This window comes from uncultured Candidatus Kuenenia sp. (assembly GCF_900696675.1).
Taxonomy (GTDB): Bacteria; Planctomycetota; Brocadiia; order Brocadiales; family Brocadiaceae; genus Kuenenia; species Kuenenia stuttgartiensis_A.
On sequence record NZ_CAADGZ010000009.1, the window covers coordinates 38,440 to 55,913 of the forward strand.

General features: G+C 40.8%; 18 protein-coding genes. 15 read left to right on the forward strand and 3 right to left on the reverse strand.

The genetic code is table 11. The features are described 5' to 3' along the window. The first annotated feature begins 261 nt into the window (after nucleotides 1-261). The 7 genes from pyrB (at nucleotide 262) to lspA (ending at nucleotide 5,911) form a co-directional block, all read left to right on the forward strand. On the forward strand, nucleotides 262-1,188 hold the full coding sequence (gene pyrB, locus QZT26_RS03015) for an aspartate carbamoyltransferase (protein ID WP_197705303.1): 927 nt from the start codon (nucleotides 262-264) through the stop codon (nucleotides 1,186-1,188). Further along, entirely contained in the window at nucleotides 1,185-1,634 is a 450-nt protein-coding gene (gene pyrI / locus QZT26_RS03020; protein WP_099323714.1) for an aspartate carbamoyltransferase regulatory subunit, read from the forward strand. The genes pyrB and pyrI overlap by 4 nt, the downstream gene beginning before the upstream one ends. Nucleotides 1,635-1,855: 221 nt before the next feature. After that, complete coding sequence (locus tag QZT26_RS03025; RefSeq protein ID WP_205713307.1) at nucleotides 1,856-2,806, forward strand: calcium/sodium antiporter; 951 nt, start codon at nucleotides 1,856-1,858, stop codon at nucleotides 2,804-2,806. A 160-nt stretch (nucleotides 2,807-2,966) separates the two neighbouring features. Next, a complete protein-coding gene (locus tag QZT26_RS03030) occupies nucleotides 2,967-3,701 on the forward strand; it encodes an RluA family pseudouridine synthase (RefSeq protein ID WP_164995116.1) in 735 nt (244 codons plus the stop codon). A 96-nt stretch (nucleotides 3,702-3,797) separates the two neighbouring features. Continuing rightward, nucleotides 3,798-4,742, forward strand: coding sequence for an NAD(P)H-binding protein (locus QZT26_RS03035; protein WP_164995115.1), 945 nt, complete (start codon nucleotides 3,798-3,800; stop codon nucleotides 4,740-4,742). Nucleotides 4,743-5,050: 308 nt separating this feature from the next. Next, nucleotides 5,051-5,425: a TraR/DksA C4-type zinc finger protein gene (locus QZT26_RS03040; protein WP_157775653.1), complete on the forward strand. Its 375-nt coding sequence runs from the start codon at nucleotides 5,051-5,053 to the stop codon at nucleotides 5,423-5,425. Nucleotides 5,426-5,431: 6 nt separating this feature from the next. After that, nucleotides 5,432-5,911 (forward strand): signal peptidase II, encoded by a 480-nt coding sequence (gene lspA / locus QZT26_RS03045; protein ID WP_099323710.1) that lies wholly within the window; start codon nucleotides 5,432-5,434, stop codon nucleotides 5,909-5,911. A 1-nt stretch (nucleotide 5,912) separates the two neighbouring features. On the opposite strand, the gene ilvE is transcribed toward lspA, so the two are convergent. The 3 genes from ilvE to QZT26_RS03060 all read right to left on the reverse strand — a co-directional run bounded on the left by ilvE (nucleotide 5,913) and on the right by QZT26_RS03060 (nucleotide 8,193). Beyond that, on the reverse strand, nucleotides 5,913-6,770 hold the full coding sequence (ilvE, locus tag QZT26_RS03050) for a branched-chain-amino-acid transaminase (protein WP_099323709.1): 858 nt from the start codon (nucleotides 6,768-6,770) through the stop codon (nucleotides 5,913-5,915). Between the two features lie 31 nt (nucleotides 6,771-6,801). Then, the gene (locus tag QZT26_RS03055) at nucleotides 6,802-7,521 is read right to left on the reverse strand and encodes an ABC transporter ATP-binding protein (RefSeq protein ID WP_099323708.1); all 720 of its coding nucleotides are present in this window, start codon (nucleotides 7,519-7,521) and stop codon (nucleotides 6,802-6,804) included. A gap of 78 nt (nucleotides 7,522-7,599) precedes the next feature. Continuing rightward, entirely contained in the window at nucleotides 7,600-8,193 is a 594-nt protein-coding gene (locus QZT26_RS03060; protein ID WP_099323707.1) for a ribonuclease HI family protein, read from the reverse strand. Between the two features lie 196 nt (nucleotides 8,194-8,389). Between QZT26_RS03060 and QZT26_RS03065 the strand changes: the two genes are divergently transcribed. The 8 genes from QZT26_RS03065 to QZT26_RS03100 all read left to right on the forward strand — a co-directional run bounded on the left by QZT26_RS03065 (nucleotide 8,390) and on the right by QZT26_RS03100 (nucleotide 17,151). After that, a complete protein-coding gene (locus QZT26_RS03065; RefSeq protein WP_295100520.1) occupies nucleotides 8,390-10,042 on the forward strand; it encodes a phosphoenolpyruvate carboxykinase domain-containing protein in 1,653 nt (550 codons plus the stop codon). Nucleotides 10,043-10,490: 448 nt separating this feature from the next. Next, nucleotides 10,491-10,859, forward strand: coding sequence for a response regulator (locus QZT26_RS03070; protein WP_099323705.1), 369 nt, complete (start codon nucleotides 10,491-10,493; stop codon nucleotides 10,857-10,859). Between the two features lie 46 nt (nucleotides 10,860-10,905). Further along, nucleotides 10,906-11,631 carry a carboxypeptidase regulatory-like domain-containing protein gene (locus QZT26_RS03075; RefSeq protein WP_157775648.1) on the forward strand — a complete coding sequence of 242 codons (726 nt, stop codon included), beginning with the start codon at nucleotides 10,906-10,908 and terminating at the stop codon, nucleotides 11,629-11,631. A 3-nt stretch (nucleotides 11,632-11,634) separates the two neighbouring features. Further along, the gene (locus QZT26_RS03080) at nucleotides 11,635-13,044 is read left to right on the forward strand and encodes a cytochrome B6 (protein WP_197705300.1); all 1,410 of its coding nucleotides are present in this window, start codon (nucleotides 11,635-11,637) and stop codon (nucleotides 13,042-13,044) included. A 129-nt stretch (nucleotides 13,045-13,173) separates the two neighbouring features. Beyond that, a complete protein-coding gene (locus QZT26_RS03085) occupies nucleotides 13,174-13,638 on the forward strand; it encodes a DNA-binding protein (protein WP_099323703.1) in 465 nt (154 codons plus the stop codon). 321 nt (nucleotides 13,639-13,959) lie between these two features. Next, a complete protein-coding gene (locus tag QZT26_RS03090) occupies nucleotides 13,960-15,345 on the forward strand; it encodes an MBL fold metallo-hydrolase (protein ID WP_099323702.1) in 1,386 nt (461 codons plus the stop codon). 120 nt (nucleotides 15,346-15,465) lie between these two features. Continuing rightward, on the forward strand, nucleotides 15,466-16,476 hold the full coding sequence (locus QZT26_RS03095; protein WP_164995113.1) for a DUF1326 domain-containing protein: 1,011 nt from the start codon (nucleotides 15,466-15,468) through the stop codon (nucleotides 16,474-16,476). A gap of 501 nt (nucleotides 16,477-16,977) precedes the next feature. Continuing rightward, the gene (locus QZT26_RS03100) at nucleotides 16,978-17,151 is read left to right on the forward strand and encodes a hypothetical protein (RefSeq protein WP_164995112.1); all 174 of its coding nucleotides are present in this window, start codon (nucleotides 16,978-16,980) and stop codon (nucleotides 17,149-17,151) included. Nucleotides 17,152-17,474: the final 323 nt, after the last annotated feature.

Genomic DNA, 17,474 nt, shown 5'->3' on the forward strand with positions numbered 1-17,474 from the left:
AGAACAAAAGCTTTTTCATAAAGTCGTACCTCAGTCGTACCCTGAATAAAAAAGGAACAAAAGAAAACAAACTACACAATAACGCTCATGCTTTCTAACCCCTGATTTTATTGGCTACACAATAGCATATAAGAAGAAACAAGAAAAGATAAAAAACCCGCTAAACTGTGGTAGAAATTAATACTTGTAATGTTGAAATTGGTCTGATAATATCTTTTCAAATATTAAACAGTGCCACTCCTCTATCAATCGCAGGAACACATGATCAGTTTCAAACAAAGAGATATTATTTCTATCCTCCATTTCAATAAAGAAGAGATTTTATACATTCTTGACGTCACGAAAAGAATGGAACAAACCGATTATTCCCAAATCCTGAAGGGGAAGGTACTGTCAGTGCTGTTTTTTGAGCCTTCCACAAGGACCAGGTTAAGTTTTGAAGCCGCAATGAAACGACTCGGCGGTATGGTAATCGGGTTTGCGGAGTCTGGCGCCACGTCCATTGCTAAGGGCGAATCCTTCAGCGATTCGTTAAAGACAATTGAGGGATATTGTGACGTTGTTGTTCTTCGCCACTATCTTGAAGGAGCTGCACAGCTTGCCGCAGATATTGTTAATGTGCCGGTGATTAATGCCGGTGACGGTTCCAACCAGCACCCAACCCAAACGTTTCTCGATCTTTACACCATTCTAAAAACAAAAGGCATTCTTGAGGGGCTAAAAATTGGCTTTTTAGGAGACCTTAAATATGGCAGAACGGTACACTCTCTCGCCTATGCCCTTGCCTATTTCGGAGCAGAAATGTACTTTATCTCTCCACCTAATTTAAGAATGCCGAATGATTGTATGGAAGAACTGAAGAAAAGGCGCGTAACATGCCATGAGGCAGAATCCCTGCAAGGTATCGGGAAACAACTTGATGTGATTTATTGCACGCGGATCCAGGAAGAGCGTTTTGCCGACCCAATAGAGTTTGAAAAGGTACGTGGGATTTACAGGTTGAGCAAACCCATGATTGAGGGATTGGGGGTAAAGGACGATTTAAAGATAATGCATCCTTTACCGCGTGTGGATGAGATGGACGAAAGTCTTGATGGGACAAATTATGCGGTATATTTTGACCAGGTGCGCAATGGCGTGCCGGTGCGAAAGGCTATTTTGGCAGCAGTATTGGGCGCAACAGAATGAAACAGTTAGACGTTTCCGCTATCAAAGACGGTTCGGTAATCGATCATATCGACAGCAAGAGCACGTTAAAAGTCGCTGATATCTTAAACATAAAGGCCGAAGAGGACGTGGTCCTTGTTGGCATGAACTTATCAAGCAAATGCCTGGGTAAAAAAGGTATTATAAAGATCGGGGGAAAGATACTTGACCAGAAAGAGGTGAACAAAATTGCCCTTATTGCCCCGAATGCCACGGTAAATATTATCAAAGATTATGAAGTGGTGAAGAAGTTTGAAGTCATAGTGCCTGAGATGATTGAGGGTATCGTAAAGTGTTTTAACCCAAATTGTATAAGTAACTATGGCAACATTAAGACACGACAACACCTCCTCCGTAAAAATCCCATAAAACTGCGATGCTACTATTGTGAACGTGTTATGAGTGCAAATGATATTGTGCTTATTTAAACCTGGCGGGTTTTCAATCGGTTATAGTCAAATAACTCTATTTTTCGAAAAGCATTACTGTGTAGGGGCGAAGCATTTGCCTGTGTACAGTATAACTCGTTCAATAGAGCAGAATTGGTGCGTATACATCATTTTATGTCTTTGTCTTCTATGCAGGCAAATGCTTCGCCCCTGCTTTATTAAAAGAGTCTTTCTGTGAAAAAGGAATGTTTGTGATAAGTATGTTGCTGTTTCTTATTGGCGGTTTTGTGATTTTAATGATTGGCGCCGAAGCCCTTGTCAGGGGAGGTTCGTCGCTGGCATTGCGTTTGGGTATTACGCCACTGGTAATTGGGTTAACCATTGTAGCATTTGGAACAAGTAGTCCGGAACTTGCAGTAAGCATTCAATCTGCCCTCAATGGTAACGACTCTATTGCTCTGGGGAATGTGATTGGTTCTAATGTTGCGAATATTGGCCTAATCCTTGGCGTAGCTGCCATTATTCATCCAATATCGGTGCAGGCACAAGTAGTTCGAAGAGAGATTCCCATTATGATTGCTGTCTCCATAGTAATGTGGGCACTTCTTATGGATGGGCAATTGCAATATTGGGACGGCATATTGCTGACAATAGGAATTATTGTGTATATTTACTATTGTTACTATCAGGCACGCAAAGAGAAGGAGCCTTCTGTTCAACTTGAGTACGCTGAGGGAATCCCAATAATTAAAGGAAGGATATGGATTCCTGTGGGGTTGATTGTAATAGGCCTTGGTATGCTTATTGGTGGTGGGACATTATTTGTTAAAGGCGCTGTGGAATTAGCAAGATATTTTGGAGTACGTGAGGCGATTATTGGGCTGACAATTGTTGCGGTAGGAACCAGCATGCCTGAATTAGCAACTTCGGTGGTTGCCGCTATTAAAAAAGAGGGAGATATTGCAATTGGTAATGTAGTGGGTTCTAATATATTCAATATTCTTGGAATATTAGGCATTGCCTCTCTGGCACATCCAATAACAAGGAAGAATTTCAATATTGTTGATTTTGGCGTCATGGGATTGTACGCCCTTGTGTTGCTCCCCTTTGCATGGTCGAGGTTTTCACTGGACAGGTGGGAAGGCGCTTTGTTATTAGCTGGTTACGGTGGTTATATTTATTACCTTCTCCACAACATTCCTCCTGTATAACCTAAGCTGGACAAACCAGAACCAAACAAACATGATATACTAAAGAGGAACCACAGATTAAAAAATTCTTATATTTTTATATGACATGGAAACAAACTATTATGGGACAACATCGCAGATAGTTTTTTCTCAATGAAGAATATTTATTAAACTATGCAATATGCCTAAAAAGAAACATTTTTCCAAAAGATATCATCCAAGAGGATTGGCAATACTTTATGAAGACGAAGACATACTGGTGATAGATAAACCGGCAGGTCTTTTAACCATGGGTACGGATACAAATAAGACAAAAACCGCTTATTACATGCTCAATGATTATGTGCGTAAGGGATGCGTTAAATCCAGAAAACACGTTTTTATTATTCACCGCCTTGATCGTGATGCTTCAGGACTGCTTCTTTTTGCAAAGAATATAAGGTCAAAGCTTAATTTGCAGAGCCAATGGCAGAATACGGAGAAGAAATATCTGACGGTAGTTCATGGCAGACTTGCAAAGAAAGCAGGAACTATCAGCACATACCTGGCGGAGAATAAAGCTCAGGTTGTGTATTCCACGTCTGACACAAAAAAAGGGAAATTGTCCCATACTGTGTATAGGGTTCTTAAAGAAACCAAATACTTCAGTTTGTTGGAAATTAAACTTTTGACCGGCAGAAAGAATCAGATACGGGTACATCTTACCGAACTGGGACACCCGATTGTGGGCGATAAAAAGTATGGAAAAGAAAAAGGGGCTTACAAACGGTTAGCGCTCCATGCGTATTCGATATCTTTCAAACACCCGTTCAGCGGAAAGCCGATTACTTTTGAAACAAAGGCGCCAGGATATTTTAATAAACTGGTGGGTGGTATAGATGGTGAGGATAAACCTTTACAAACCAGTGAAGAATAAAAGGATACAGGCAGTTATTTTTCGAGACGTGTAGTCAGGCCTTTTTTGTAAAATATCACATAATCAACTTTATACACCTTTATTTAAATAAATGCTATGCAAGTAGCAATTCTTGGAGCGACAGGTTGTGTTGGGCATAGCCTCATAAAAAAACTTATTACCGCCAATGATCATGATATAATTGCCGCATGCAGATCCGAAAACAAGACCGTCAACGGTTTGGTTTCTGAGAGATTGACGTGGAGGACGGTGAATCTGGAATATCCTGAAAGTATTAGGGATTTTCTTCAAGGCGCTGAAGTTCTGGTATATTTGGTACATTCTCTAAAATCTTCCGGATTTGAGTCTCTTGATAAAATGTATGCTCAAAAAACGGGGGAAGCGGCGTCTAAAACAGAGATAAAAAAGATTATATATTTAAGCGGTATTATTCCAAAGCATGAAAAACTTTCGCACCATTTGAAGAGCAGGAGGGAAACAGGGGAAGCGCTTGCAGCACACGGGATAAGTGTGGGTGAAGTCCGTGCAAGCGTCCTGCTGGGTACCTGCAGCGCCTCGTACAGGATGGTATATTACCTTGCGAAGCGTCTCCCCATAATGATAACGCCAAAGTGGCTGAATTCACTGTGCGCCCCCATTGCGCTTGAAGATGCCGTTGAAGTGCTTGAGAAGTCGATTAAAAGGGATATAAAAGGACATGAAATCTTTGAAATAGGATCGGATATAATGCATTATCGTGACTTGTTGTCCCTTTGCGGAAAATCGATACATGGTTATGCAAATGTCATTTTACCCGTGCCATTTTTTGCTATTTCGTTATCGTCTCTCTGGGTAGAGTTTGTAACAGGCGTCCCAAATTCTATTGCGAGGGCGTTAGCAGAAAGTCTTATAAATGATTCAGTCTATTCAAACAATCGATTTAAAGAAATTACCGGACATGCTCCCAAGCCGGTAGAAGATGCACTGAAGGAATGTGCGGAACAGATGAAGAAAGAGCGGGAAGAACGTATTGCATCGTTTGGCTTGAAAAAAGGTGGGTAATGCAATAACCCCTGTACACTGTTTTTATGTCGTATCAGCTTCATACCCAATCACAAAAACACACCGACGCAGACAAAGAAACACTATAACAAGTTTAGATAGCAAACAGGTGAAAACACTGGTGAAACAACACTAAACAACATTACGCAATATTACTCACAACTATATCAAAAGTGCATAAAAACGGCATTAGAATTTCATTGACTAATTACTAATATGTGCTAAACTTCCCAAATATTTACTTGCAAGTATAGTGTGCTATGGTTTGTGGAATAGTTCTCTGCCAAATTAATTTTATGGAGAAAGAAATGAAGGATGAATACGCACCTTACAGGAAGCTGCTCCTTTCGCTAAGGGAAAAATTGGTTGGAAAGGTTGATTACATGCAGGAAGAGACATTGAAAAAATCAAGACAAGATGCATCGGGGGATTTATCAAACGTTCCTATCCATATGGCAGATGTTGGTACAGACAACTATGAGCGGGAGCTGATGATTGAGCTTATGCAGAGCGGAGAAGATAGCGTGCGAAGCATAGATGATGCATTGGAAAGGATAGAAGAAGGCACCTTTGGCATATGTGAAGCATGCGAGAAGAAAATTAACAGGGAACGATTGAAAGCGGTCCCTTATGCAAGTCTTTGCGTAAATTGTCAAAGGGAAGAAGAACTTGGCAACATCTAATCAGCTATGAAGAAAAAAATTTCGTTTGTCATTACTATTGTAAGTGGCATTTTTGCTGATATTGTTTCAAAATGGTATGTTTTTTCTCAGCCAGACCGGTTTAAAAAAATAACGATCATTCCCGGGTTTCTAAATATAATACAAAGCGAAAACAAAGGGATAGTCTTTGGGATGTTTCCCGGGAAAGCCAATATATTTATCTTACTTTCTCTTCTGGCTATTGCGGCAATTTTATTTATTTATATTAAATCAGATAAAAATATCTTTAGTTCGAACGTTGCTTTAGGGCTTATTCTGGCGGGTGCTATTGGAAATTTGTGGGATAGGATATGGTTTAAATGCGTGAGGGATTTTATTGATTTGCACTTGGGCGAAAAATATCATTGGCCCACCTTCAACGTAGCGGATGGCTTGATTTGTGTAGGTATTTCGCTAATGGTCTTCGCCTCATTTTCTCCTTCAAAGCATAAAAAATCAGGGCAATAGGTTATTTTGTCGTTAGCAGGCGATAACGTGCCAATAGGTCGAGAGTGATTTTTCCAGGTTTGCCCGTGCCTATCGTTCGCCCGTCGATTTTTACTACCGGTATAATTTCCGCGGCAGTTCCTGTTAAAAAACATTCATCTGCAAAGTACAAATCATATCGCGTCATTAATTCCTCTCTTACGGTAATTCCCATATCTTTTGCGAGTTTCATGACGCAGTTTCTTGTAATGCCAATTAATATGCTGGCACTTTCCGGAGGAGTGAGAAGCGTGTCATTTTTAAAAATGAAAATATTATCCCCGGAACATTCTGCCACATAACCATCTTTGTTGAGCATCAATGCCTCGCCTGCGTTTGACCGTATCGATTCAATTTTCGCCAGGATATTATTCAGATAATTAAGAGACTTGATTTTTGGGTCCAGGGAAGAGTAATGGTTCCTTATGGTAGTTACCGTAACTATTTCCAGTCCGTTTTCATAAAGGGCTTTAGGGTATAATTCTATCATATCTGTAATGATAATAATTTCCGGAGTGGAACACTTATTGGGATCAAGGCCAAGTTTTCCGGTACCGCGGGTAACAACAATTCTTATGTAAGCATCAGTTTGTTTATTTGCTTCTAAAGTATCTTTTATTGCTTTTACCATTTCCGGTTTTGTTATGGGTATGGTAAGGTCAATGGCTCTGGCAGAATTGTAAAGTCTGTCAATATGTTCATCCAGCGCAAATATATTTTGATTGTAAACACGTATGCCTTCAAAAACACCATCGCCATAAAGAAGTCCATGGTCAAATACGGATATTTTGGCGTCTTCTTTTGGAAATAATTTACCGCTTATATAAACCTTTAATCCCATTGTAGTTTTGTTTACTCCTTTCACATGCTGTTTAATAGATAATGCGGCCGTCTGTTATTTTAATAACCCGGTCTGCCTGGTCTGCCATGCCTTGATCGTGCGTAACAATGACAACTGTTTGATGCATGGTTTTGTTCAATCCCCATATCATGTCTCTGATTCCATCGCCCGTTTGTGTGTCAAGATTTCCCGTAGGTTCATCGCATAATAACAATTCAGGTTGATTGATAAGTGCCCGTACAATTGCTACCCGTTGTTTTTCTCCTCCGGACAATTTATGCGGCTTGTGTGTTAATCGACCACCAAGCCCTACCCTTTCCAAGAGAGAAACTGCCCGATTATGAAAATTCTCCTTTGACGGCGCATTTTTTGAAAATTGTTTTCCTATAAAACAGGGTAGCAAAACATTTTCCAATGCAGTAAAATCAGGCAGAAGATGATAAAACTGGAAAACGAAACCAAAAACGCGGTTGCGCAATTCAGCTTGTTTTGACGGACTTAACCGGGATACATCATTCCCTTTGTAAAGTAAAGAGCCGGAAGTCGGTGTATCCAAAGCCCCTAGGATATGTAATAATGTGCTTTTCCCGGCGCCTGAAGCACCTACGATTACAACAATTTCACCCTTTTCAACCGACAGGGATATTTCTCGCAAGACGGGTAATATTTGTTCACCGCTTTTGTATTCTTTGTATATATTTATAGCTTGTAATAGCGTATGGTTGTTATCGTTAACAGTTGGATTTGACATGTTTGTGCTAAAAGGTGAACTTTTCGAGGTAACTATATCACACAGGTAACTATTATTCAATTATTAATTTAACGCACTTTATGATGCGGAGTCAATCGCTCTGTTGGCAATGGTATCTGCAAGAGAATTTTCTTCTCTGGGAACATGAGATATTTCCCACAATGGCAGCGTTTTAAAAAGAGTCATGAGTTTTTTATGGAGAGATATCAGCGTAGGATTTTTTACCCGATAGATGCCCTTTACCTGCCGTACCAGCAGTTCGCTGTCAGTTTTGAAAACTACTTTGCCGGGATAGTAAGAGACGGCTTTTTGGGCGGCAAGAATCATGGCTTCATATTCCGCTACATTGTTGGTGGCTTCTCCTAAAAATTTACCGATTTCTTCAACAAGATGATAATTGCCATCAAAAATTGCAATGCCAGCTCCCGCCTTTCCCGGATTTCCACGCGAAGCGCCGTCTGTATGAATAACTAATGTATGAAATTTCTTATTTGGTGATAAAGAATGAGGGGATGAGGCAATGGATGTTCCCGCTTCACTGTCCCCTGAGCCCTTTTGAAAAAAAATATCAATCATTTCATTTGTGATATGTGGATTTTCCCGGATGAGCCTTTTTCTGTCTACGTATCGGGATATGAGAGCTGATAACGCCTGCAACTTTATTTTTTCCATGTTGGCTTAAGCTGAATGTATGCGGATATTTTACAAGCCTCATTCTAAAATCCAGAGGCATGAATGGCAATTATTATTTAAAGTATTTTGCTGTTTGCCTATTATATGTGTTTATTATAATGAGGCGGGTTTGGTTATTGATGGTCCATTGTGTAAAAGTCTGTTTTAAGAATCATACATGAAGAAAGGAGAGAAAATGATTTCAACCACATCGTTCGAAAACGAGATTCAGTCAATAAACAGGATAGTACAATATTTAAAAGAAGCACCAAATGTAATTAATTCCACTGATTGGACATTGCGGCGTAATGCAGAAAGGCACGCTTTGTTTACACAATTTGGAAATATTGCAGTCCATTCTACCGTAAAGAATCGCAGCGCTAAATTAACCGTGTGCATAGGAAGTCCTGAAGTATGTCAAACGTCTCTTCATCCCCTACAAACAGAAATAGTGAATAATCTCGCAAAAACATTGGATTCTGTTGAATTATATATAAGAAAAGCGCCATTTGTCAGGATTAACCGGAATATGGGTGACAATCGTGAATTCTCGCCGAATTGTACTATTTTTGTCTCCATACAACGTCCGGAAATGATCCGCCTGGCATACATGGCATGGGCCGCTCTCTTCCCGCCAAAGCAGGAAACAGAGCCGAAACAATATATAATATATATCCCAGAGTGGCAGGAGAGTGCCAGGCAAATAGTAGTCTTTCCTGAAATAAGCACTACGGTTGTCCTGGGGACGGATTATTACGGCGAATCCAAAAAAGGGTTCCTGAGAATGGCTATGTGGAATGCTAAACAAAGGGGGATGCTTGGTCTCCATGCCGGCGCTAAGATTATAAAAGCAAGGGGAATTGATGGCGGCATAAAAAAATACGGGATGCTTATTTTGGGGTTGAGCGGTACGGGCAAAACAACCCATACATGCCATACACATGATTTGAGCGATGAGGGAGAGGGTATTGAAATATTACAGGATGATGTGGTATTTCTCAAAAAAGACGGCTCTGCTTATGGCTCAGAACGCGGGTTTTATTTAAAGACGGAAGGATTAGACGCTGTCTCTCAACCAATTATCTACAAGGCCTCAATATCACGGAATGCCATCTTTGAAAATGTCATGGTTGATTATGAAGGAAATGTTTTTTTCGATGACTATACACTAACGAGTAACGGTCGTGGGATTATGCTCCGGAGTGATTTACATCCGTATATTTCAGAGAGTATTGATTTACCGGCTATTGACGAAATGGATGGATTAATTGTTGCATTCATTACACGCCGCCATACGGTTGTTCCTTTAGCGGCGAAACTTACTCCGGAACAGGCAGGAGCAGTATTCATGCTTGGAGAATCGATTGAAACGTCCGCTGGCGACCCGAAACGAGCGGGGGAGTCTGTCCGTTCCGTTGGAACAAATCCATTTATCATAGGAGATAAATCCTATGATGGAAACTGGTTTTATGATTTTGTAAAGCGAAATGAAGGTAAGGTGCAATGTTACCAGTTAAATACAGGTGGAGTAGGGGAGATTATTGAAAAACTGCCGGATGGAAAGAAGGTAACAAAGCGCAAGGTGAAGCGTGTAGAGATTGTAGAAATGTCAGCGATAATCCGGGGCATTGTTCGCGGAACAATTAAATGGGAAAATGACAGGCATTGGAATTTCGCGTCGCCTGCATACGTTGAAGGTATGGACATTTCCAATTATAGGGTTGAGAAATTTTACAATGAGACAAGTATTGCGCAACAGGTGTCTGATTTGAAGCGTGAGCGGATTGAATACATTAAAGGGTTTGACAAATTAAATAAAGAAATTGTTAAAGCGGTAGAGACAATATAGAGAAAGCAATTGGTGTTATACTATTTCTCAGGATAAAAAAACCACTAAACCGCTGAACTGAGAAGATGGAGATGGTGTGGTTTTCAATTAGAAAATGGAATGAACACACAAATAAATGTTATAAATATTCGTTTGAAAAAATGTATTTATAAATCATACCCGCAGGTATTTCCCGCAAAAGAAGGGCTATGAAAGAAGTTGTGAAGAGGGAATCATGGCGGCTCTATACGCTAAATAAAGGTGTTTCTATCGTGGTACATACTTTTGGGTACACTAGAACGGGTGTACCCATTTTAGGGTATTGGTAAATATAAATTAATAGTGTAGCATGCGGGAAAGAGATATTTTCTGGTAGATAAAAAAAGAAAAATAATAACCGTCCTAAAGCCAAATTGTTTTTTGTATCTGTAAATATGGTGATTGAAAGTGATTTCCAAAGGAGGGACGTATGAAAACTATTCTAGTCGTAGAAGATGATAAAAATCAACGCTTATGGTACAAACAGGAATTGGAAAGGGAAGGGTATAATGTTGTAACCGCAGGGGATGGAACAGATTGCATAAAAATGGTAGATGATTATTTACCGGATATAATAGTAATGGATATTGTTATGCCTAAGATGGATGGACTTGAGTCTATGGGGAAAATTTTAAGCGAGCATAGAAAAATACCAGTCATTATCAACACGGCATATAGTTGTTATAAGGCAAGTTTTTTGTCATGGCCGGCTGATGCATACCTAACAAAATCATCTGATCTTAAAGAATTAAAAAATACGATAAGAGGAATCCTGGGGGAAAATGGGGGGCGTATTTAATAAGGTTAATTATTAAATGTTTTTTGCAAAAGAGAGAAAAGTACAAATGAAAAAAAATGTGATGAACTTTTTTGTCTTGTTTTTCATTGTATTTACGCTTAATGCAGTGCCGTTGGTATACGCAGAGGAGGGAGAGACTTTAAGCGCTGAAGAAGCGGCAGCGCTACAGAAGAAACTTAGCGCCGCACAATTGGAGTTAAAAAAAGCGGTTAAAAATGTTCCGGAAATCGAGAATGCGGGAACCATTAAAGGGGTTGTTACCTGTGCGAGATCAAGGACAAATGCCGATGCTATTGTGTTTATTGAAAAAGTTGGAGATAACGTATTTGATCCGCCAAAAGAACATGCGGTAGTAGACCAATTGAATTTAACCTATGTTCCGCATGTAATAGCAATACAAAAAGGCACCGTTGTTGACTTTCCGAATAGTGATGCTGTACGACACAATGTTTTCTCTCCCCCAACTGCTGCAATGCAATTTAACCTTGGCACCTATCCCGCCGGCGTTGTGAAAGAAGTCTTATTCGATGTTGTGGGAGAAACCCCGCTGCTTTGCAATGTACATGCAGAAATGTCCGGATTTGTCGTTTCATTTGAGAATCCGTATTTTGCAGTTACCGACGATGCAGGAAATTATAGTATTGAAGGTGTTCCACCTGGTAAATATGTGCTAAAAACCTGGCACGAAAGGCTTATGTCTTTGTCCAAAGAGGTTGTGGTGGAAGAGGGAAAGACGGTAAACGTTAATTTTGAACTTAAAAGGAGGAGGTAGGGTATGGTTATTGAAAGGAAATACGGCATAAGACTTTTGACTATTACTATATTATTTTGTGCAGGATTGAAGTTTTCCCATGCACAGGAAGGCGCGATTTCTGACAAGCCAATTATAAAACAGGAAAGTAGGGAATCTAGCTATTCTTCAGTCATAGAAGAACCGATTGATAAGGCTATTGAACATGATAAAGCAAAGAAGGACGGCATTATGAAACGCCATATGGATTTGCTTAATGAACGCTATGATCTCTCCATGAAAGTAACGAACGACGTCACCATGTCACGTGGAAAACCTTTGCCGGTAGGGCCCACTGCGCGGTTGAAAGATGGAATGTCATGGGAAAAACTGTCAACTATGACGCCGGAAGATATAAAAGAAAAAAATGTATTTCCGTATCTTCCTCTGCCCCATCCAAACCATGCCACCGGCGGGATGTTGTTTTCTCAAATACAGGTGGAAAAATTCCCACGGCTGAAGCGCTTTGATCTGGATTTTGACATACCGGAGTATTTTTTGCCAGAATTTCCGCCTGCCATTTTTCTTACTACTCATAAGGATAAAGGAGATGTGTCTCAGGGGAAAGTGGTGACTTTGGAAAACTATTATGAATTGTTTAATGGTCTTTTAAATCCTAAACAACTTGAGGGCCTGCGGCTTTTGGTAACACAGTTTCCTCAGCAGCAGTTTAATGCAACTGCTGACAGGAAGAGTGAAAAGCCCAGTCAGGGAGTAACCTGTTTTGATTGTCACCTGAATGGCCACACATCGGCAGCCACGCATCTGGTGGGAGATATCCGTCCGCAATCTCATAGAAATCGCCTCGATACCCCAACGTTACGTGGGGTTAATATTCAGCGGCTTTTCGGGTCGCAACGCGCATTAAAATCCATAGAGGATTTCACTGAGTTTGAGCAGCGAGCCGCATATTTTGACGGAGATATTCTGACGGCAATAAAGAAAGGTACAAATATTCTTGAACGCGGCAGCCAGGTACATTTCATGGCAGAGTTTCAGTCGCTTCTGGATTTTCCTCCAGCGCCAAAACTTGATATTTTTGGCCGCCTAGATACAAAAAAGGCTACCGATTCTGAAATAAGGGGACAGGCAATATTTTTCAGCAAAGGAAAATGCTTTAAATGTCACCCTGCACCATATTACACCGATAACCTTATGCACGATCTTCAGGTTGAGAGATTCTACAAGCCGCAGGTGATCAATGGTCAGTATATCCGCGCAGAAGGGCCTATCAAGACATTCCCTCTCAGGGGAATTAAAGATTCGCCCCCTTATCTGCACGACGGGAGATTGTTGACGCTGGAAGATACTGTGGAATTTTTTAACCTTGTGTTAGAAACAAACCTGAATGTGGAAGAGAAAAATGACCTCGTTGCCTTCCTGAGACAATTATGATGGTATTTGTTCCAGCTTGAAAACAACAGCTATCGTATAAAAATTAAATGTTTTTCCTGATTACAGCGTGTCGCAAGTGCGACATAGCGGTTGCTGTTCAGAGATAATAAAGAAAGGAGAGAATGCGAAATGAAGAAGATAAGTGTGATTGTAGCAGTAGTGGTAATAGTTACTACCAGTATGTTAACAGAATCCTTTTCCCAGCCCAAGGGGGGTATGAAGTGGAAAGGAAGTTGTGGCTGGAGTACAAGCGGACAATACGGGAGGTTATTTGATCCGGCTACTGTAGAGACCTTACATGGAGAGGTGACGAATGTAGATATCTTTATCCCTCAGAAGGGCATGTCCGGCGGTGTACACCTTACGCTAAAAACGGATAAGGGAGAAATTCCGGTTCATCTGGGTCCGGCCTGGTATATTGAGAACCAGGAAATTGCTATCGAACAGAATGATATGATTGAGGTCAAAGGTTCGAGGATTAATTTCGAAGGAAAACCGGCAATCATTGCCGCAAATGTCAGGAAGGGCGATGCTGTATTAACGCTTCGCGATGAAAAAGGAACTCCTGTATGGAGCGGATGGCGAAGAAAGTAACGTTGCTGTTTTTCATACAAATAATAAATAATGTAATAGTTCCGCCCCTCTCAGGAGACGAACCTTATAGGCAATTTCTTTGCACACTTCCATTCGTCAGTGCGTGCTTTTTGACAAAGTATTTAATGGTGAAATACGAAATGCTAAATACGAATCCACCCCCTGCACCCCCGCCAGCGGGGGACATTATCCCCCTTTAGAGGAGGCAAGGGGGAGGATTTTGGAATTTGTTTCGGATTTCGGATTTCGTGCTTCGTATTTTTTATTTATAGGTGGGTGAACTATTGCCAAATGCTCAAATACCCGGCAAGGAGAATTAACATGTATTTCAAACAAATTGAAACTCCTGGGATCGGTTGCCTTTCTTATGTGATTGGTTGCCCCGCTGCAAAAGTTGCGGCAGTTATTGACCCTAAAAGAGAGATACAGGAATACCTTGATATAACGAGAAATCAGGGAATGAAGATAACACACGTTATCGAAACACATATCCATGCCGATCATATAAGCGGCAATTTGGAAATCACCGCCCGTACAGGCGCTGATATCTATTTTTACGAGAAAGCGCCCGTTGCCTTTAAACACAAGACTTTAAAAGAAGGAGACACTATTGAATTAGGTACGGCAATACTTGAGGTGCTACATACTCCCGGACACACGCCGCATTCCATCTCGCTTTTAGTAAAAGACACAAGCAGGTCGGAGGAGGAACCATGGTTTATGCTAACCGGTGATCTTCTGTTTGTCGGGGATGTAGGAAGGCCTGACCTGGCAGGTAAAGAACTTTTAGAAAAACAGGTAAAAAATCTTTATGAAAGTATTTATAAAAAATTAGGTAAACTACCCGATCGTTTAGGGGTTTATCCGGCACATGGACAAGGCTCTCTTTGCGGAAAAGGCATTAGTTCTAAAACCAGCACAACGCTGGGATATGAACGCCACGCGAACCCTCTTCTACGTCTTGATTCTTTGGATGAATTTAAAAAATCTTTAATGCGGGAATACCCTGATCGCCCAAAGAGTTTTTCTCACATTATATCAATGAACATGAAAGGTGCACCATGGCTGGATAAATTCAACGATGACAGACCTCTGACACCCTTGCAATTTAGGGAAGCACTGAAAAGAGGAGCGAAGATCATTGATACAAGGGATGCATCTGCCTATGGCGGCGTACATATTCCGGGAAGTATTAATATCGGCTTTGGGAGTCAAATGGCGAACTGGATCGGTATGGCGGTGGAGCCTGAGTCTAACATCCTCCTGGTCTTTACCGAAGACACAAAGTATAGAGATATGCGCTCCATCCTTTACAGGATTGGTTACGACAATATTATTGGATATTTGCAAAGCGGCATTTCGGCCTGGCAGGAGCAGGGGTTTCCTATACAAAGACTTCCTCAGATCTCGGCGCAGGAATTGCGCGATGAAATTAAGAGTAGTACGTATCAGTATATAATAGACGTCAGGTCGGAATCTGAATGGAACAAAGGGCATATAGAAGAAGCGGAGCTTTTGCCGCTATCGGACATGCTTCTTAAAGAAGTGGATTTGCCCAAAGAAGAAAAAATTATAGTTACCTGTCGCGTGGGATATCGCGGGAGTATAGGGGCAAGTTACTTACAACTACATGGCTATACAAACGTACACAATCTTGCCGGTGGGATGCAGGCATGGTCCAATGCCGGGCTACCATTAAAGGTATGAAAGTATATACGAAAAATGAGCGCCGATGCTATTGGTTGTGAAACTCCAAGCAGGTGAAAAATAACAAAGATAGTGCGGATGAAATCGGAAAGTTAAAAACATTAACGAAGGAGGTTTAACATGCGTACAAAATATTATATTCTTTTATTGATACTGTTTTTTGTTGGTATTCCTCTGTTCTTTGTCTCAAATGTTACTGCGGAGGAAACATATCATATTGAAGGTGTTTTTGTAGAAGGGTGCAGTTGTGATATTCCCTGCCCTTGCGAATTGATTTCTTTCAACATGGGGTGCCAGACGGTGGCCGCTCTGTCTTTGGAAGAAAGTATATTTAAGGGTACAGACCTGACAGGGGTAAAAATTGCATACGCAACGAAACCGGGAGAATGGGTGCGTATTTATGTTGATGCAAAAAATGAAGAACAAAAACAAGCAGCTATAGCATTTGCAAAAATCATTTGCGCCGCATATGGTAAGATAGAAAGCGCTGGTAGTGCGAAAATAGCATTCTCTGGCAAGGGTGGTAATTTCGCTGTGACAGTCGATGGTGGTAAGATTATGGTATTAACAACGGAACCTGTGCTTGGAGGTGACAACGCAACCCCTGTAATGCATACAAACACCAAAAGCAAACTTAATCGGGTATTTATGCAGGGAAGAGTTGTTTCTGCCAGTTTTCATGATGGAGAACGAAAATTTGAACTTAAAGGAAGTAACGCATACTTTAATACAAACATGAAATGTGAGGGCTACTTGGCGGTGCAAAAAGAGGTGAGATGCCCTTTGTGTCATATGCCGCTGGAAGGGAATGAAAATACTGATTACCAGATTACCTATACCAATGGTGAAACAGTATCATATATATGTCCACACTGTGGGTTATGGGAACATGCAGGAAATAAAGACAAAATAGCATCCGTTAGGGCAAGGGATTTTATTAGCGGCGAATGGATGGATGTTTCAAAGATGTACATGCTCCATCATAGCGATGCCGTTCCTGCTTGTTCTGATAACTGGATCGCCTTTGGCAAAAAGGATGATGCAGTAAAATTCCAAAAAGGATTTGGTGGAAAAATCTACACATTTGAAGAAGCCCTTGAAAAAAGAGGCAAACAACCATCAGGGCATTAGTATTTTTCATAATAAGCCTGACTGTACTTGAGAATTAAATACTTAGGGATTTTAAACCGATTATGTAGCGGTAAGGCGAGACTTGCTACGACATTAAATGTTTATGGATTTCAATATTTTCAGTTAAGCAATGAACAAACCCACCCCTCAAACCCCTCCTATAGAGACGCATGGCCCTGCGTCTCTATATCAAATTCCCCTATTTGGAGGGGTAAGGGGTGGGTAAAAATGAATGCCGGTTGGTTTTTTATTTAAAAACCCAACCTAATTTAAAAATATGTATTAAAGGCCTGGCACGAAAAAAACTCAAGGAGATATCACATAAGTTGCAGTAGAGGTGGGTAAGGCGGCTATCTAAAATTTTGAGTTAAAAAGAAGAAGAAGATAATCGTTGGCCAAAACAGTCTTTAGTAGGGTGGATAAAGGCGCAGTCTTGGTATTAACAATATTCCACCGAAAGTTTGCACCTATTCATGTGTTTATTGCCAGTTGGGGTACACGATGCGAAGGCTTGTTAAGCGACGTGAATTTTATAAACCTGATGTTATTCTGAAAGAAGCGGATGAGAAAATAGAGAAGCTAAGGGAATCTGGAGAATCCATAGATTACCTTACTTTTGTGCCTGACGGTGAACCTCCCTGGATGTCAATCTTGGTCTGGAGATTGAAGCGCTGAAATCGTATGGGATAAAGATTGCGGCGATTACCATGTATCCCTCATCTGGCGTGCAGATGTCCGGCGCAAAATCAACAGGCCTTACAAAATTTGTAACTATTCAGCGAAAATAATTTAGAATTTACTTGACAGCAGAAATGTTACAAACAAGCAATTTACCTGGTAGTGTATGTATATGTTTGTAAATGCGTTAAAAACAGGCAGCAAGATGCCGTGCATAGAGACGTGTGTGGGGTCTGTTCAGTTATAGAATTTCGAGCCCTTGTGGTGTGTTATAGAGCGAAAGAAAAGGGTGAAAAAACCTGCAGTATAATAGATGCAGT

What these genes read in the sequence shown, in the direction of transcription:
- pyrB (WP_197705303.1), top strand. Translation starts at nt 262, where the DNA reads ATGATCAGTTTCAAACAAAGAGATATTATTTCTATCCTCCATTTCAAT.
- pyrI (WP_099323714.1), top strand. Translation starts at nt 1,185, where the DNA reads ATGAAACAGTTAGACGTTTCCGCTATCAAAGACGGTTCGGTAATCGAT.
- QZT26_RS03025 (WP_205713307.1), top strand. Translation starts at nt 1,856, where the DNA reads ATGTTGCTGTTTCTTATTGGCGGTTTTGTGATTTTAATGATTGGCGCC.
- QZT26_RS03030 (WP_164995116.1), top strand. Translation starts at nt 2,967, where the DNA reads ATGCCTAAAAAGAAACATTTTTCCAAAAGATATCATCCAAGAGGATTG.
- QZT26_RS03035 (WP_164995115.1), top strand. Translation starts at nt 3,798, where the DNA reads ATGCAAGTAGCAATTCTTGGAGCGACAGGTTGTGTTGGGCATAGCCTC.
- QZT26_RS03040 (WP_157775653.1), top strand. Translation starts at nt 5,051, where the DNA reads ATGAAGGATGAATACGCACCTTACAGGAAGCTGCTCCTTTCGCTAAGG.
- lspA (WP_099323710.1), top strand. Translation starts at nt 5,432, where the DNA reads ATGAAGAAAAAAATTTCGTTTGTCATTACTATTGTAAGTGGCATTTTT.
- ilvE (WP_099323709.1), bottom strand. Translation starts at nt 6,770, where the DNA reads ATGGGATTAAAGGTTTATATAAGCGGTAAATTATTTCCAAAAGAAGAC.
- QZT26_RS03055 (WP_099323708.1), bottom strand. Translation starts at nt 7,521, where the DNA reads ATGTCAAATCCAACTGTTAACGATAACAACCATACGCTATTACAAGCT.
- QZT26_RS03060 (WP_099323707.1), bottom strand. Translation starts at nt 8,193, where the DNA reads ATGGAAAAAATAAAGTTGCAGGCGTTATCAGCTCTCATATCCCGATAC.
- QZT26_RS03065 (WP_295100520.1), top strand. Translation starts at nt 8,390, where the DNA reads ATGATTTCAACCACATCGTTCGAAAACGAGATTCAGTCAATAAACAGG.
- QZT26_RS03070 (WP_099323705.1), top strand. Translation starts at nt 10,491, where the DNA reads ATGAAAACTATTCTAGTCGTAGAAGATGATAAAAATCAACGCTTATGG.
- QZT26_RS03075 (WP_157775648.1), top strand. Translation starts at nt 10,906, where the DNA reads ATGAAAAAAAATGTGATGAACTTTTTTGTCTTGTTTTTCATTGTATTT.
- QZT26_RS03080 (WP_197705300.1), top strand. Translation starts at nt 11,635, where the DNA reads ATGGTTATTGAAAGGAAATACGGCATAAGACTTTTGACTATTACTATA.
- QZT26_RS03085 (WP_099323703.1), top strand. Translation starts at nt 13,174, where the DNA reads ATGAAGAAGATAAGTGTGATTGTAGCAGTAGTGGTAATAGTTACTACC.
- QZT26_RS03090 (WP_099323702.1), top strand. Translation starts at nt 13,960, where the DNA reads ATGTATTTCAAACAAATTGAAACTCCTGGGATCGGTTGCCTTTCTTAT.
- QZT26_RS03095 (WP_164995113.1), top strand. Translation starts at nt 15,466, where the DNA reads ATGCGTACAAAATATTATATTCTTTTATTGATACTGTTTTTTGTTGGT.
- QZT26_RS03100 (WP_164995112.1), top strand. Translation starts at nt 16,978, where the DNA reads ATGCGAAGGCTTGTTAAGCGACGTGAATTTTATAAACCTGATGTTATT.